9 protein-coding genes are annotated in these 16,022 nt (G+C 35.0%); all 9 read right to left on the reverse strand.

The window, feature by feature from the left end; translation table 11 throughout:
* Window positions 1-15 precede the first annotated feature (15 nt).
* The 9 genes from ACWNMZ_RS01620 to pglX all read right to left on the reverse strand — a co-directional run bounded on the left by ACWNMZ_RS01620 (window position 16) and on the right by pglX (window position 16,015).
* Window positions 16-1,092, reverse strand: a complete 1,077-nt coding sequence (locus ACWNMZ_RS01620; RefSeq protein ID WP_251628823.1) for a four helix bundle protein — start codon at window positions 1,090-1,092, stop codon at window positions 16-18.
* A gap of 118 nt (window positions 1,093-1,210) precedes the next feature.
* Window positions 1,211-1,654, reverse strand: a complete 444-nt coding sequence (locus tag ACWNMZ_RS01625; RefSeq protein WP_251628821.1) for a hypothetical protein — start codon at window positions 1,652-1,654, stop codon at window positions 1,211-1,213.
* 372 nt (window positions 1,655-2,026) lie between these two features.
* Window positions 2,027-2,917 carry a hypothetical protein gene (locus ACWNMZ_RS01630; protein WP_251628820.1) on the reverse strand — a complete coding sequence of 297 codons (891 nt, stop codon included), beginning with the start codon at window positions 2,915-2,917 and terminating at the stop codon, window positions 2,027-2,029.
* Window positions 2,918-3,218: 301 nt separating this feature from the next.
* The gene (locus ACWNMZ_RS01635) at window positions 3,219-5,084 is read right to left on the reverse strand and encodes a DNA primase family protein (protein ID WP_251628819.1); all 1,866 of its coding nucleotides are present in this window, start codon (window positions 5,082-5,084) and stop codon (window positions 3,219-3,221) included.
* Window positions 5,085-5,176: 92 nt separating this feature from the next.
* Window positions 5,177-5,905 (reverse strand): helix-turn-helix domain-containing protein, encoded by a 729-nt coding sequence (locus ACWNMZ_RS01640; protein ID WP_251628847.1) that lies wholly within the window; start codon window positions 5,903-5,905, stop codon window positions 5,177-5,179.
* A gap of 290 nt (window positions 5,906-6,195) precedes the next feature.
* Window positions 6,196-6,342 (reverse strand): hypothetical protein, encoded by a 147-nt coding sequence (locus tag ACWNMZ_RS01645; RefSeq protein ID WP_449598261.1) that lies wholly within the window; start codon window positions 6,340-6,342, stop codon window positions 6,196-6,198.
* Window positions 6,343-7,789: 1,447 nt separating this feature from the next.
* A complete protein-coding gene (brxL, locus tag ACWNMZ_RS01650) occupies window positions 7,790-9,835 on the reverse strand; it encodes a protease Lon-related BREX system protein BrxL (protein ID WP_251628846.1) in 2,046 nt (681 codons plus the stop codon).
* Window positions 9,836-9,865: 30 nt separating this feature from the next.
* Complete coding sequence (gene pglZ, locus ACWNMZ_RS01655; RefSeq protein WP_251628817.1) at window positions 9,866-12,424, reverse strand: BREX-1 system phosphatase PglZ type A; 2,559 nt, start codon at window positions 12,422-12,424, stop codon at window positions 9,866-9,868.
* A gap of 78 nt (window positions 12,425-12,502) precedes the next feature.
* Window positions 12,503-16,015: a BREX-1 system adenine-specific DNA-methyltransferase PglX gene (pglX, locus tag ACWNMZ_RS01660; RefSeq protein WP_349204952.1), complete on the reverse strand. Its 3,513-nt coding sequence runs from the start codon at window positions 16,013-16,015 to the stop codon at window positions 12,503-12,505.
* Window positions 16,016-16,022 lie beyond the last annotated feature (7 nt).

Genomic DNA, 16,022 nt, shown 5'->3' on the forward strand with positions numbered 1-16,022 from the left:
ACCCTTTCAAAAAGGTCAACTCGCTTTTTCTTTGCTCATGTTTGCCATCTTCATTAAAAGCACGTTTCGTATAGAAATCCTCAATTCATTTATCTCTTTTAATGCCTCCTTCGAAATAATACCTTTGGTCAAGGATGTATCCAAATGGCTATCAAGACCATTCAACGCCTCCAATGCCGTATTGAAGAAACTGAACTTTCTGGGAGTATATAACTGCTGGGCCTCTGCAATATTAGCAACGCATGATGTTGCACGTTTTCTCATTTTCTTTACAAGATTCTTTTCCTTCCAGAATTCTGGTCTCCTTGTAATCTCATAAGTTTTTTCAACCAACAACAGGGAATTATTATAGGCTCCAAAGTTTTTCACATTCGCTGTATAGGGGCTTGGCAAATCCATCGCCTTCCCCTCTTTCGCTCTTATATTGGACAATCTAGTTGTTAGAATACTTACCACTTGGGTTGTCAAATTATCTAATTCATCAAATTGTACCTGAGTTATATATTTCTGTCCCAATGACATTTGGAGCCATGCAGATGTTTCTTTTGCCGACCCTATTGCAATGCTGTATTGGTTATACTTCTCCCCTACATATATTTGCTCACCCATTTCAATTCTTTCTTTAATTGAACCAGCACTTCTTTCAATCTGGCTTACGATATGATCAATTTCGAATGAAGGAAAGTTTTTACACATATCAATGATTTTTTCCTCTAGTTCCTTCGCCATGTTATAACCACCGAAATGCTTTAAGTCTCTAACTTCAAGGTACTGTTTTATCTTGGTTTGCTTTTCTATTGAAGGTGTTGATAGTGGAAGTTTACGTTGGGTTACTGTGGAAAGATCCTTTGGTGATTGAATATTGAGGAATTCTTCTAGGTTGTCGTAAATCTGGTTTGCTCTGTACTTGTTCAAATAGTATTCAATTGTAATCTTCTCTATTTCGGAAATATCTCTCATTTCCTTTAAGACCCATATTAGCCCATCTTCTGCAAGGTTCTTCAAATAAACTTCAATGTCCAAAACGCTATAAGAAACCCGTTCCCTTTCCTTACGATACGATTCCTGTGTTCGTTCTGCTATTTCATTCACTTATATCATCTCCCTTTAATTTGATAAAAAGGGATAAGGTTCCCAAAGTTAAAATTAAGAGAAGTTACCTTATCCCTAGAGCCACCGGTAGATTACGATTTGAACTCGTAATTGGACATCATTTAGTCCGATGAAAAAACCTATATAATACCTCGAGAATGCAATCCCACTTTTCCTCAGAAGACAGAGATTGGTCCCTAGAAATGAGACGTTGCATCCTGTACTGCTTTTCATCACTTTTACCGCCATAAACCTCTTCAAACATGGTAAAGAAAACCAAGCACTCTCCTGAATCAGTGATGAAAAAATCCTTGAAAATCTTGACCTCACCCTCTATAGCTACTTCGTGTCTGAGTAAAAACTTCCCGCAAATTGCTTTGCCATCCGCATCATCCAAATAGATCTCTTCGTCAAAATATTTCCCGTCGCCATTTACCCAAGCATTCTTGCAAATCGGTTTAAATTCACTATTGTCCAATACACAAGTCAGTACATCTTCAGCAAAGTCATAGTCGAACATATTGTACCTGTATACAGGGATTTCAATTGCATTATTTTTCATAGAACATCTCTCCATTTCTCATTTAATATTTTCAACGTATACTATTATTTTTTGTCTGCCATGATTACTCTTTATGATTTTACCCCGTTTAACCACTTATATTTGATAGTCTTTGAGATGATAGCTTCTTAAAGGAAAACATAATAAGTAGCAAGGTAGCTGCTGCTTATTATGAGCATTGCTACGCTTGCATGCTTGTTTCTTAACTTAATTTGCATGACTTCGTGAAATTTGGTTTAAAGGTACTGAAGTTTGATTGGATTTTTTTGTATGTGGAGTTAATGAAAGCTCATAACTTGATGAGCGAACTCAAATGGGGATAACGTGTTTTGAACTTACTGGAGGTCTGAATAGTTCGTTCTTTCACTTTAGTCATGCTTTACTCACCTTGCTATTCAGCACTTCTTCTACATCACGGAAAAATTTCTCTGAATAAAGTGGAACCGAGAAACATGTCGCCGTACCCATGTAGCTCGTACGTGATTCCTTATCGAAAAAGGGAACCTTTCGTTGTTCGGAGATAAGCAATCCTAGTTCTTTAAACCTGGTTACTGCGTTCCTGAATCTTGTGGCTGACACATTAGCTTGATTAGCATACATAGTAAAGAAAGAGTTATCATTCAAATCCTTCCTTGTTAAGTCAATGAATCGTTGCCCGTGATCAAGTATTTCACCAAGTACATCTATGTAAACTTTAACTTTTTTGAATAGCTTGGGATAGTTCATTTGAAAATCTTGGCTTTTGAATAAGGAAATAATACGTTTATTCTCCAGATACTTCTCAAACTCCTTTTTCTCCCAATCAACATCATCAAATGACACGTTTAGCAAATTAATTAGTTCTTTTCTTACAAATTGGAGTTGTTGTGAATACCCATTTCCCTTTACCTCCTGAAAACAAAGGAGCAAGTCAAAAATCGTATAACCAATTGCTTCACCAAACGGTTCTCCAGTAAAATATCTGTACCTTCCAATAGTATCTTGGCCGATCCAGGCCTCACTTCCATCGAATAATTGACATGGAAATAAGGTTTCTTCCTCTATATCTTTTAAGTTTGCAAATATCATCGGAAAAACATTGTATTCCATAACTGACTTTTCAAACTCATCATGACTTTTTACATCCCTTAACATGATTGAAGTGTTAGACTTCTGTTTCTCCCATTTAGCAGCCTTTTCACTTTTGAATAATTCGTTCTTGGCCAATGTTCTTTCCCCTTTAAATGCAGTGCGGTATGGATGGAATTCTCTTGATATTTTCATAATTGTTATTCTCCTTCTGTTTTCATTATTAGTCCTTTATGTTAAATGATGATTAAGAAAAAAGTGAATCCCTTTTTCTCATCATAATTTCATTTTATTGCCTAGCCTACGATTTGAATAATTTTTTGGGGCTTAGCTTGCCTAAGTCTTGTAGAAATTTAATCGGGCCTCATTTATTGCTGTAATTCTTTCAATTTAGGTTTTAGTAATGGGGGGAGTGCCAATTATCGTAGCATCTCCCATACCCCTCATCCAGTAGACATTCACCTATATATGAAGTCATTACGCTTCACAACGATTCCTACTTTAATTTAATTCCAGCAAACTCTACTGCTCTTGATTGTGACCCTTGGTATTTATGGACACCTTTGTCTCCAAATTGGCTTCCAATTTGGGCATTAAATTCACGTTGGGAAACTGATGTAAGTCTTGCATCTAAACATGCCTTCTTGTAAGTGTCGTAGAGAACTTTACCGGGTATATTTGCTGCTGAATCTAACTTACAATACTCATCGACGAACCATAAGGTACTATTATTGTCCTTCTTATATTCCTTCATCAAGTTTTTTGCAGCGTTACTTTCTGTAAATACATAGTTGTTTTCAGTCAACCTCTTCAAGCCAGCCATTGCCCACCGGACAATACCTTGCCTTTCTTCGTAAAGTGTATCTTCTAATTCTCGGTCAATATCTTCATTGGATATAATGTTTTCGAAGGGAATTAACACCAATCTTCTGTAGAATCCAGTTGACTGGTCAACTAAATTTGAGGGTAATTTGTTAGCGGCAAATAACAGGCGGGCAGTATTTTTGAAGTTAAAACCTTTTTCAAACTTATCATCGCCGAACATTCTGTCTCCGGAGACTAACGCCTTAAATGTGGCTGTATCTCTGATGTTCCCTTGTGGAAGATCACCATACGAGTTCAATAATTTACCATACAATTGAACAGTACGGAACTTAGCTCCTAAATCTTGAAAAGGAACGTTCGATACATAATCCTCCCCAATAATTTTTTCAATAACCTTAATTAAGATTGATTTGCCTGTATTTCCAGGTCCATAGAGTAGGAATGCCTTTTGGGCTTTCATTTCGGTTGTTAATAGATAACCAAACATCTCCTGAACGGTTTTTGCATCGTCATGAGTTAACGATGCCTTGATATACTCAAAGAATCTTGGACATTTAGCACCAATCTCATACTCTACATTTAATTGAAAGGCTGTTTTGTAGTTATGATCATAGGGGCCAAACTCACCTGTTTTACAGTCATAAACGCCGTTTTCAAAATTGACTTTTCCTCTCATACGATCTGGATCTGTTAGTCCATCATCTCTAGAAACTCTCTTCAGTAGTAGTTTTTTGGTATCTTCAACATCTTTATTAGTGAGATACTTCGGTGACAGGTAATCCAGAATTTCGTGTTCAATTTCATACATGTCAACCTTCTTAAAGATACCCTTACCATGTTCCCTTGAATAAATCATCGTATTACACATGAGTAATTCTTTTTGCTTTAGCAAAGTTGATACCAGAACATTGGGCAACAGCCTTAGCCCACTATTAGTTTTTTCATAGTGTTCTGGGAGCTGTTCCGAATTCTCATCGACTTGACAATTCATTTTAAAATGATATTGTCTTATCTCATCCAATCGTGTTGACTCAACCCATGGACTTTTGGGTTTCCAAGTCGCATGTCCCTTTATAGGAACTAGATGATTACCGCTAGAATAGTTCACCTTGATATTTTTGAAATGCTTATCTATAACGGAAGAGCCCTTTACAATCATAACCAAAGATGTTCCAGCAATTTCCCCATAGAAATCTCCTTTAAGTGAATCAATGGTTTCTCTTGCTATAACACTTAATTCTCCTTCCGAAATCATCGCATTTAGAATCTCAATTGAGATGTAGGGATCTTCCTTTTTTAGGACAAGGCCGATTCCTGCATTTGCGTATTTAGGGGCATTTTCCTTCAGATCATGTGCAGCTTCAAAGGTCATTAGGTTAGATTGATCATTCACATCTACTGTTTCATCAGTTGTTGGATCCCAGGCAGTGGTTACTTCTTCTTTTCCTATCTGCTCAGTCTTTGTGCAAACGAAAATTTTTACCTCACTTAATTCTTTTGGTAATTCATGATTCATTGCTTGTTCTTCTATTATCATAATGGTTTCCTCCTTATATTGTGTAGTTCCTCACCACATCCATTGCCGTTAGGCAATATAGCAAGAAAATTATAATGGGGTTTCCCCCATTACTAATGTTTTATATAAGGTTTAAATGTTTCCGATATTTTATCTACTATTATTAGTTTGTCGTTTTCCCTTGATGTCATCCAATAATCATCAACAATTAGCAAAGGGATAGACATGTTGTTAGTATTATACAATGCTTTAATATTGAGGTGTTCCAATGATGCTTTAATATCTTCTTTTAGGAGGTTGTACTTATCTACCATTATTTTAATATCGAAGAGCAGCTTGAATCCTTGATCTTCCATTTCAATTAAATAAAGCTCTTTATCCAGTAGTTCACCCAAACTTAGGACATATCCTACCGCCTCATTTTCAAAATAAGTTGGATCATTAAAAAGTGTAACTTCATAGAGGTTAACAATCATTTTTCCGATTAACTGCTTTTGTTCATCAGACATAGGAACTTTTTCTTCCCCTATTGCCACAGCAATATCAAGTTTGTCTAAATCATCTGGAAGAACTAAAGCCATACTACCATGTATTGCCTTGTCATATATGTATCCCATATCTAGGCTTTCAAAGACTTCCTTTAAGGATAGACCTAATGCCTCAATAAGAATCATCACTATACTTAAACTTGGCTCTGTTCTTTTACCATTTTCAAGTCTGTTGAGATAACTTTCGCTTATTTGATGCCCATACTCTTCTACCACACTTACCAACTTGGCTAGGGACCAGCCCTTGGATTTCCTTTTCATCAGAATAAGTTGTCCAAATCCAGTTACTTTCATTCCTTCCAAGAATTCACCTCCTTGGAATTAATTTGCCTACCCATAATTTTATATTACCACAATTTTGCCTGTGGTCAATATCATTCTTGTTCGAGCGGCTAAAAAAATTTTTTAGTCCAATAAACAAGGATACGAAGGTCAGCATTTCAAAATACCCCCATCTAGGTGTTCTAAAGGTAAAGTTTCTTCCTTAACAATGAATAGGATACCCAAATAATGCTTTCAATGAACCATGACCTTATTGTACTACTAATTTGCCACCTGCCAAAATTAATAATGCCCTACCTCTCTTATTTGCTTCGATAACATGCAACTACTCCTAATCTACAGCATCTAGCTACTATTGGGTACGTGCCTAACCATAAACGAGTGAAACGAGTGGTTTGTTTCACTTTATCCATGTCTATTAAAAAGTGATATGTATTTAAAATCTCCATTCACATAAATCAAATAACTAGAATAAACCGTAACCACAATACTGCAATTTATGGAATGAGGAGCAACAGCAACTTCTCTGTTAACTGTAACCCACTTCTAATAACTTATTTTATTGAATGAAGATCTTCTTGCCTTATACGAGTGAAACGAGTGCATGTGTTCATATTAAATATGTTTTTAAGTTACCCATTACCATGATAATTGATTACTTATATAAAAATCACCTATTAATGGTTAATGTCAACCTTTGTACCTAAAGAAATATTTATACCTCCAACGAGTAAAACGAGTGTATATTTTATATCTATAGATGTAGGCTATTATATAGTGTATCTTTCATTTACGTTATTGAAGTCTAAATAAGCATAGAAAGAACTTAAAGGAATAATCCCTATAAGATAATTAACAACATTTTAAATTGCAACCATTACTATTGAGAATCGTTACTCGTTTTACTTGTCAAGGAAATGGGTTTATCCTTTTAAACTAATTAGTTGAAAAGTAATTTGGTTGAATACTATCATCTCAACTGATGATAAAGTGCTTTTGCATCAAGGGAATCTTTTTTCCATTTTATGAAAACCAATCCCTTAATTAGTGAAAATCTCCTTTTAAGGATCAATAAAAGGAATACAAATAGAAACCACCCAAGCGATTCAAAATTATTGTAAAAATAAATTAAGTCTATACACTCGTTTCACTCGTGAGTAAATGTGCCATCCTTTTAAACTAATTAGTTGAAAAGTTCTTTGTATGAATAGCTGCTAGTCAACTCTATGTATATAGTGCTTTTCCCATTATGGGAATCTCTTTTCTGTTTAATGAAGACCAATCCCCTAATTAATGAGGACCTTCTTTTAGGATCCAATAAAAGAATTACAAATAGAAGCAAAACAAAGAGTTAAAGTATCTTGGATATAGATTTAGAAAATACACTCGTTTCACTCGTATGAAAAGAATCTGACTGTTACCCCAACTTAATTAAATAAAGTTCCCTTTGTTCAATACCTATCAGCCAACTAGGTGTAAAGTGTTTTTGACATTAAGGGAATCTTTTCTTTCTAGGGAAGACCAACCACCCGATTAATAAAAAAGGCCGTTCACGATTCAACAAAAGGAGCTAAAAAAAAGAAACAATGCAAGTAATTCAAATATTTTTGTAAAAAGTAGATTACATTAATACACTCGTTTCACTCGTTCATACTATTTTTAGAGCAAAATCATTATATGGTTCAATAGCATGTTGCTGCACCGATATAATTGTTCTACTATTACATAGAACCTCACGCTTCCTATAAGTAAATGAATGAAGCATTTAATCAATGTTTACAAGGGAATACAGGCCTCATTAACAATAAAATCATTACATCCTAAGAAAAAGTTCATAATAGACCAAAAGAAAAGGACCGGGGGGAACCGATCCATCAAATAAATGTTATTTTTATATTAACTGACCCCTAATGCCTTAAACACCGCATCAATTGGATCAGAATAAAACACAGGCTGCACTTTTACCAATAAATCTGGTGGAACTGTCTGCAAGTCCATAACTGATGCTGCAGGTATTAATACTTTTTTGGCACCTGCATCTACGCATACTTGTAAAGTATTTGCAAATTCCTCCACTTTGGAAATAGTGCCACCGACAGTCATATTACCTATGACGACCAAACTCTCCTGCGTTGGCTTTCCTAACGCTCCAGAGCAAAGACCAATTAGTTCAGCAATAGCTAACTCATCCGTTAGACCAATTCCTTGTAGATCACTTATGTGCATGAGGTAGTCTTTTGTTTTAGTGCTAATGGTATTACTAATGCTTTTGCTATTAGCCGTAAAGAAACGAAATGCTGTATCAAGGCTTTCTTTTGCTTCACGGTTGGAACCGACACCTGACTTATCAAATTTACCTGTTCCACTAACAACTTGATTTTCGAGCTTATAGATACCAATCATGCCAGAATGACCATGCCCAGCAACATAAACATGCCCCGGCTTACCCATACCTTCTGGTATTAATTTGCCTCCACCTTGCTCTGGAACTGACACATAATGTTCTTCAAGAGTTTCCTTATCAATATAAGAGAACATTACATCGTAGAACTCCATACCGCCAATTTTCTTCAACTGTTCTTTAACCCTACGGCGACCTTCAAGAGCGTATTCCAAGACCTCACTGACTTCTTCCTTTGTAAATTCGCCATGAGGATAAAGGAGCTTTAACATACCAGAAACTGTTTTTCGGATTGCATTTGTATCACGTTGGTTTAGATTGTTTCCAAGTTTGAAATAGCGATCAATCGCATCACTGAAAGTCCGCTTCCGCATTTCACGGAAAAACTCTGCAATGTAATCCACTATAAAGCCATATTTTTCGGTAATAAGATCTGGACGCATCTTTGGAATTTCCCAACCAGGCAGATAATAGTGCATCCGATCAAAGAATGCCGAATCATTTGCCATCTCTTCTGGGAATGGTGCAAACAAGTGTGATGTTTTAATTAATGTGTCCACGCTTTGATTGATATTGCCGACAAATACCATAGCAGCAGAGGCATTCTTCTCTTCTTTGCCTCTAGCAAAAGAACCTGATGCCATGTAGTCTTTCATGATTTGAATGCCATCTTTATCTTTAAAGCGAATACCAGCTACCTCGTCAAAAGTAACACAGTCCCACATCCCTACAAGTCCTACTTTTCTCGTAGACATATTATAAAATAGATTTGCTACGGTTGTTTGTCCACCCGAAACGAGAATTGAATTCGGTGATAGTTCCTTATAGACATGCGATTTCCCGGTACCACGTGGCCCGAGTTCACACATATTGTAATTGTTTTCTACAAGGGGAACCAAACGTAGCAACAAATGCCACTTTACCCGCTCTTCTAATTGTGTAGGTTCCATTCCTATAGAGCGTATTAATACATCAATCCATTCGTCTTTTGTAAAGCTCTTTCTCCCTTCAAATACCTCATCTATATCCATATTAGGCATTTGAATCGGCTGTAAGCTACTAACATTAAAAGGATTAGAATTCCGTACCTCTTCGTCATAAAAATAATCAATTTTAACCATGCACCAGATGCCCCCGACAAGGAGCTTATCAAACTCTTTCACATACATGGATGAAATAGGAACACCTTTTAATCCTAAGTTGGAGAACTCGGCTTCGTAAGTATCAATCTTCGGATTTAATGCCACTGTTACCTTATCTATAACAGAGTATTGACCATATTCCCGTATACGAGATTTAATCTTCTCTGCCTCATCAGGACGAACGAAATTTTCGGAAAGAATCTTCTTCACTCGTTCTAGCCCTTCACGAATACTGTCCTCATCATCAGTTGCAGCATACATTCCAAGTAAATACTCAAGTACATAAATAGGGACGTTTGCCCCTTCTTTAATAAGATTGGTTAAATCTTTACGTACAACTCTTCCGGCAAAAACGTCATTCAGTTTTTTATCTAAATCAACAGTTAATCCTTCATTCATATTTTCTTCCACTCACGGTCCCCCTCCCTCTTAAAAGTCGAAATCACTGATAATACCCAAGTTGATGTTAAACGGTATTTTCTCCACTTCAACACTTGTCTCTGTATCCCTAATAGTCAGGTAATACGTTTTATTTCGATCATAAGGAATGTTCTTCAATACAAACCTTATTTTGAAAGTACGATCAGCAGGATTATCAAATGGGCGATCTCCTATAATTGTTTCCTCGTTAGATATTACTCTTCCTTCCTCATCAGCCATATAGATGACTACAGTTCGAGGAGTTGTCTTGTCCTCCACCTTTTCGGTTTGGAAAAATTCAAGATTAAAAATGCTATTGGTTATCTTACGAGTAGTATTCGTAAGTTTAATATCTACTTTTTTAATGGCCTTAGCACCTTTTTGCCCAGTACGTTTGTTTTTAAACGTTAATAGTGGGATAACAATCTCTTGCAGACTTGCACCACCATGAACAAAATTAATACCTGATCCTTGCATTTTGTATCTGAGCGTTGCCTTTGGCAAATACGCTGTTAATTGCTGTTCATTTTTTATAACAGATGACAGATTTATAGCCAATTGTCCTGACACTTCACGCTGCTCTTGTGAAAGTATATAGCGACGTTTAACTTCAATATTATCTATTGAATCTTGTCCAATCTTATCGCTTTCTTCTAATTCATCCCTTTGATAAAGGAAACCATGGTCAGCCGTTATATATACATTCGTTCCACTTAAATCATCCCGAATAATTTTAACTAAATCATACAATTGATTTAATGAGGTTTCTACTGCATTAAATGTATAGACTTCTGTTGATGCCTTATCTCCCATTGCATCAATCGTATCATGATAGATGTATATGAGTTTTTTACCCTTAAAGGTTTCTCTTCTTCCGGCTTTATTCATTGCTAGTACATCTTGAAAATGAACAGCAATGCTTTCTGCCACTTTAGATTCAATAATCTTTTTCCGATTTTCCAAACCAGAGGAATCTTTTCCATCAACAAATACCCTTGCATTTGTATCTATGTCTATTTCTTTGTGTGGTAGGAGTGAAGGCATCCCTAGCTTTGTAATAGAAGGTACTACTCCAAGTAATGTTTCCACATCACAAACACCCATTGTCTCGGTATTAAGACGATCGGCCAGCTCAACACCTATTTCATAACGCATCGCATCTGAAACAATAACAAAAACTCGTTCCCCATTTCTAACTTTAGAGTCAATGAATGAAGAATAAAAGTGTTGCTGATTTTTGATACCAGGTAATGACCAGTCCTGTGTCATTTCAGACTCAACCGCTTGGGACCAATGTGAACTCAACTCACCCATATACCAGTTTGTATATAGATTTTCTACCAGCATTTTTAACTTTTTCAATAGATCATGATTACTTTCTTCATCATAAGCCACATAAAACTTACGGTAATATGTATCCATTAAGTGATAATCATTTACATACGCTTGATACAAATCAATAGCCCGTCCCTGTGGAATACCTTGCTGATGCTCTTTATAAAACTCGTGTATCTTCACAGTGTAGTAAAGTGCTTCATATATGGAAGCAAAGTTATCATAATAATGCTTTGCTCGTCTCAATTTGATGAGTTTCGTGTATTCATCATAATCCTCAAGTTGTGTAACCAATCCATTAGCTATGTAAATGATGATTGCTCGGTCGACATATGGAAAAGTATCCGCCTGTTTAAAAGTTTCAATTGGAAGATTATTAATTATGTTCGAAAGTTGAATTTCCTGTTCAGCCATCTTCGCATATTCATCAAATACCATATAATCAGTCTTATGGTGCATCCAATGGTCAATAAACACAACTGCATTCGTTTTATTTCGATTGGATATAAAATCACCAAGCACATTTAGATTTTCTTCTCCAACCGATTGACTGAATGCCGTTACTACAAGATGGATGAATAATGTTTTTAGACTCTTCTTCTCCCGTTCATAACCATAGTGATTAGAAACATAATTCCAGAACACTTCAATATCAAAAAACTTCTCCAAAAGGGAAAGGAGTTTATTCTCCTTGTCATCCAGAGTATCCATTAGTACAGCCTTTAAAACTTCTTCAAAATCCGGTGTTCTAACGTTACATAAAACACTCATAATTGATTGTTCAATGATACCTTCTGAATATGTTTCTATATTTAGTGCAGAGAACTTTCTGAAACGCTCCTTATTATTAAAGAAACGTTCATACTTTTTGATTGTCGCTCGAAGTGATGGGTCTATATTCAACTCACTTAAAATAAGTGAAATTCGATCTGCATAGAACGTTTTTGAATAAAAAACAGTATCTGCTAACCAGTTGTCTTCCACACCCAATTCTATATTTGTATATATCAAGTATGGAGACTTAGAATCTTCTTCTTCAAGCAAATATTTCGTCTGAAACTGGTTACGGTCTGTAAGCGTATGAACCTTTACTTTATCAACGGTGAGCTGTTCAATGTCCTCAGTGAACTCATTATCTTTATCAACCCAGAACACAATTTTCCGTTGTTCCCCTTCTTTTAATGGCTCATTGAATATATCAGATAAAGCAGCCTCAATCTGATTTATTTTCATTCCCTTCACCTACCTTCCATTATCATTATAGTGCAAAGATACATCAGCAAAACGCCAATGTATCCTCGTTAAAGTTAATTAGATTTTTGCAACCAGTCCTTCAAATTTTTCATAATTTTCTTTAACTCCATCATCTAAATTTATTTCAATTTGCATATCTGCCATATGATGCAACAATTCATCATACTCTTTTAACTCTTCAATCTTCTTGTCTAACGTTTTTAATTCCTTTTTAGCATTACTAATTTCCTTAGCAGTGTAATCACCTTCAATAATGCTCAACAAATCCTTCTTCTCAGCATCAAGGCGGATTTGATATTCATGCAAATAGTCAGTACGAATACGAGATAACGTTGTTTTATCATAACGGTGCATATAAATTAAACAGTTAAACGCCTTTTGTTTACCAGAAGTAAATAACCAATAAATCGGCCGTTTATTATAATTCTGTACATGGTCCTTAAAGAAGTCATTTAGAAAATATCGTCTTATTGTTTCTTTAGCTACTTCACCTTTTTTCTTACCAAGTGTATTTCCAATAAATTCAAGGTTTTCAATTAAAGAATCCTCTCCAAAAGTAACTTTTACAAATTCAATAAATCTTGACACGATATCATCTTCAAAATATGCACCAGGGAGAATTGGAAGTATATTATCCTTATCTGCCTTTAAAGTGGAGTATCTGGCAGAATTAAAGTCCCCTCCTGCGAATATTAGGCCTTCTTCATCTAAAGAATATCTGCCTAAAATACAACCAACGGCATAGGAGATAAACGATATTATTTCTCTTTCTTTATCTGCTAACCTTACCGTTACATCTTTATCATCTACTTGGGGGCTCATTTCTTCATTTAAGGAATATATATCAATAAATATTTCATTTACTTTTTCCTCATTTAACTTTAATTTGGTAAATTGCTCTTCCTTCAGTTTTTCCCAGTTTTTATAGTTTTCTTCTATGGATATATTTCTATCTGATATCAAAGGATGTCTCCTGAATTCCCACGAATTTTCATAAGAGTCCCAGTCAGATTTTGATAAATTGATACATTCTTTACTCAATTCATCAATTTCTTTTCTAATATCGTCATTTTCATTAAGAATCACAGGAAGTTTTGAAATATTTTCAACTTGGAAATTTAATGTAGGATTTTGCAATTTTAAAAATTCAAATGTTAATTTGCTACAAAGAAAAGCTGTTAAATAATACTTATCTTCCGTTTCAGGAAATACCGAAGAACCTGCAACATCGAATAAAAATCCCCTTGGAGAAAAACGCACACCAAATTTAGATGAACTAATAAAAGACCAAGTAATTGATTCTTTAAAATAAAGTCTTGGTTCACGTAATCTATAATTACTATTTCCAAGGTTTTTTATGGCATCCCCTTCATTTTCCATATTTATTACATACTCATTATTACCATACCATTTTCTGAACTCGCCACCTTTGTTATAAGGGAACCATTTATAACCATACTTATTAATATCTGCGAATTCAGTCATGTTAAATCCAATTTTATTTAGAGGAACTTCAAACCAATATCTTAAAAAAATAGTATTGTTACCTGTTTGTATCCCTGTCTTCGGTTCAGCAATTTCACTTAATCTAACTTCTTGATTGAAGATGTCTCTTACTCTTTCCGTTGCCCAGTAGGAAAGTGGATAACCTGGTATCTCCTTAAACACCGATGTTAATGTAGAGTATCTATAAGGAACATTAGGATTTGCTATCGCCTCTTTAACTTTTATGGGCTGGTTTATTGCCCCTGGGAAATCTGAAAGTTTTATAAATTCACCAAAAATTGGGATATTATAATTTCTGAGCGTAAATGTACATATTGGAACAGTAGCTTCTTCAAATCCAGAATATTCTAATTGCACTAAACTACTTATATTTTTATTATCTATTATCATACTTCTTAACTTCTCATAAGAAGATATAAACATCACCACAAAGGGAGTCATGAAGCCAATTTGACCATTCTCTTTTGTCATTGAAAAACTGTATTCAATAAACATTGAAAAAAGATCGGCTTTTGAATCTTTATATTCCAATTCAGCATAATCAACCAACTCTTTATTCATATATCTATTTCCAACATAAGGTGGATTGGATACTAATATATCGAATTTTTCGTTCATTATTTTGGCCTGCTTTATTAACTTTGGTAATAATTCATACGTTTTCTTTCTAACCTCTTCTTGAAAAAGGTCTTGTACAGGACTTTCCTGTATTTGTCTTAGTCTTTCTTCAAAGTAATTCATATCAAATTCTTTTGTTTTTATTAACGATCCAATAGACTTGGCATTTTTAAATTGATATATGAAACTCTCTGTCTTTTCATAACTTTCTCCACTATCTTCTCCTGCTATATATGATATCTCTTCAATATGAAAATCATTTGTTTCTTGAATAGAAGCTAAGTGCAATTCTAAACCTTCTCTTTCAATACTTCTAAAGAATCGGTTATTGTACTCTAATGCTTTCATAACAACAGAGAAACATGCAAGTTGATATGCTCGATCATCAATATCTAAGCCATAGAGATTATTTTCTATAATTAATCTTGGGATTTCTCTCTCCATATATCCACATTTACTATATATTTCATATAAGACATCAAACATATATACAAGGATATGTCCACTACCCATTGCAGGATCAAAACACTTAATGTCTTCTACTTTAAGCTCTTTATTGATATAAGGAGCAAGTTTGTCCGCAAAATCTGGTTCAGGATTCTGGTTTTCAAGGTAAAATTCCCAATTTCCTAAAAGATCTCTATGTTCAGGATGCGATTCAAGCCAATAACGACCTAATGAATTCTGTACCATATAGTGTACTATCCAATCAGGTGTAAAAAGTTGTGTAGCAAAAGGTATTTCCTCTGTTTTGTACTTCTTTTTAGCTTTAATTACCCTATCTTTCTCGTCAGAAATATAGTATTGATACAACCAACCAATGACTTCAACCTTACTCCAATTATTCTCAGGAATAACCTCAGTATTAGTCATTTGGCGAACAAAAGAATCAGTTGCAAGTAGCCCCTCTGGAAATAGAATTTCTCTATAGTCCTCAATAGTTTCGAACATAAATGGCATATAACTATTTAAGTCATTACAATGCTTAATAATAAGATATTTGAACAATTCCTCTGAGTTATTGTTCATTTTTAGCTCATAGATATATTCCTTGTCCAAATCTAAATCTAACGAAAGTGCTTCTTTCATCATGTCTGGCTCTGTACTACCAGCATTAGTAGATGAAAGCACCCTTACTTTGGTTGGTAAATAATCATTTACCTCCATAAAGCGTAAAGCGGTGAAACGGTTAAACCAAGTATAAGCAACTTCCTCCATTACTCGCTTTAATCCAATTTGATTAATACGCTCAATTAATCTATCTCTTTGAGTCTTTTCTTCCTTTAAAAGCTGTCTGCCATCTATAAAGATGGCATCTGAGCTTTCAATGTCCGCTTTTTTTATGTTGTCTTCCGTAATTCCTATCTTCATTGCTCTTGCTTCGACCTTTTTCAACAGCTCTCTTCGTGCATTCGTAGCAAAAGTCTTGAGTGCAGTTTTATTCATTCCATTC

The organism is Niallia sp. Marseille-Q9988 (assembly GCF_976954375.1).

Excerpts from the sequence above, each read along its gene's own strand:
- ACWNMZ_RS01625 (WP_251628821.1), bottom strand. The coding sequence starts at position 1,654 with ATGAAAAATAATGCAATTGAAATCCCTGTATACAGGTACAATATGTTC.
- ACWNMZ_RS01630 (WP_251628820.1), bottom strand. The coding sequence starts at position 2,917 with ATGAAAATATCAAGAGAATTCCATCCATACCGCACTGCATTTAAAGGG.
- ACWNMZ_RS01635 (WP_251628819.1), bottom strand. The coding sequence starts at position 5,084 with ATGATAATAGAAGAACAAGCAATGAATCATGAATTACCAAAAGAATTA.
- ACWNMZ_RS01640 (WP_251628847.1), bottom strand. The coding sequence starts at position 5,905 with ATGAAAGTAACTGGATTTGGACAACTTATTCTGATGAAAAGGAAATCC.
- ACWNMZ_RS01645 (WP_449598261.1), bottom strand. The coding sequence starts at position 6,342 with ATGGAGATTTTAAATACATATCACTTTTTAATAGACATGGATAAAGTG.
- brxL (WP_251628846.1), bottom strand. The coding sequence starts at position 9,835 with ATGAATGAAGGATTAACTGTTGATTTAGATAAAAAACTGAATGACGTT.
- pglZ (WP_251628817.1), bottom strand. The coding sequence starts at position 12,424 with ATGAAAATAAATCAGATTGAGGCTGCTTTATCTGATATATTCAATGAG.
- pglX (WP_349204952.1), bottom strand. The coding sequence starts at position 16,015 with ATGAATAAAACTGCACTCAAGACTTTTGCTACGAATGCACGAAGAGAG.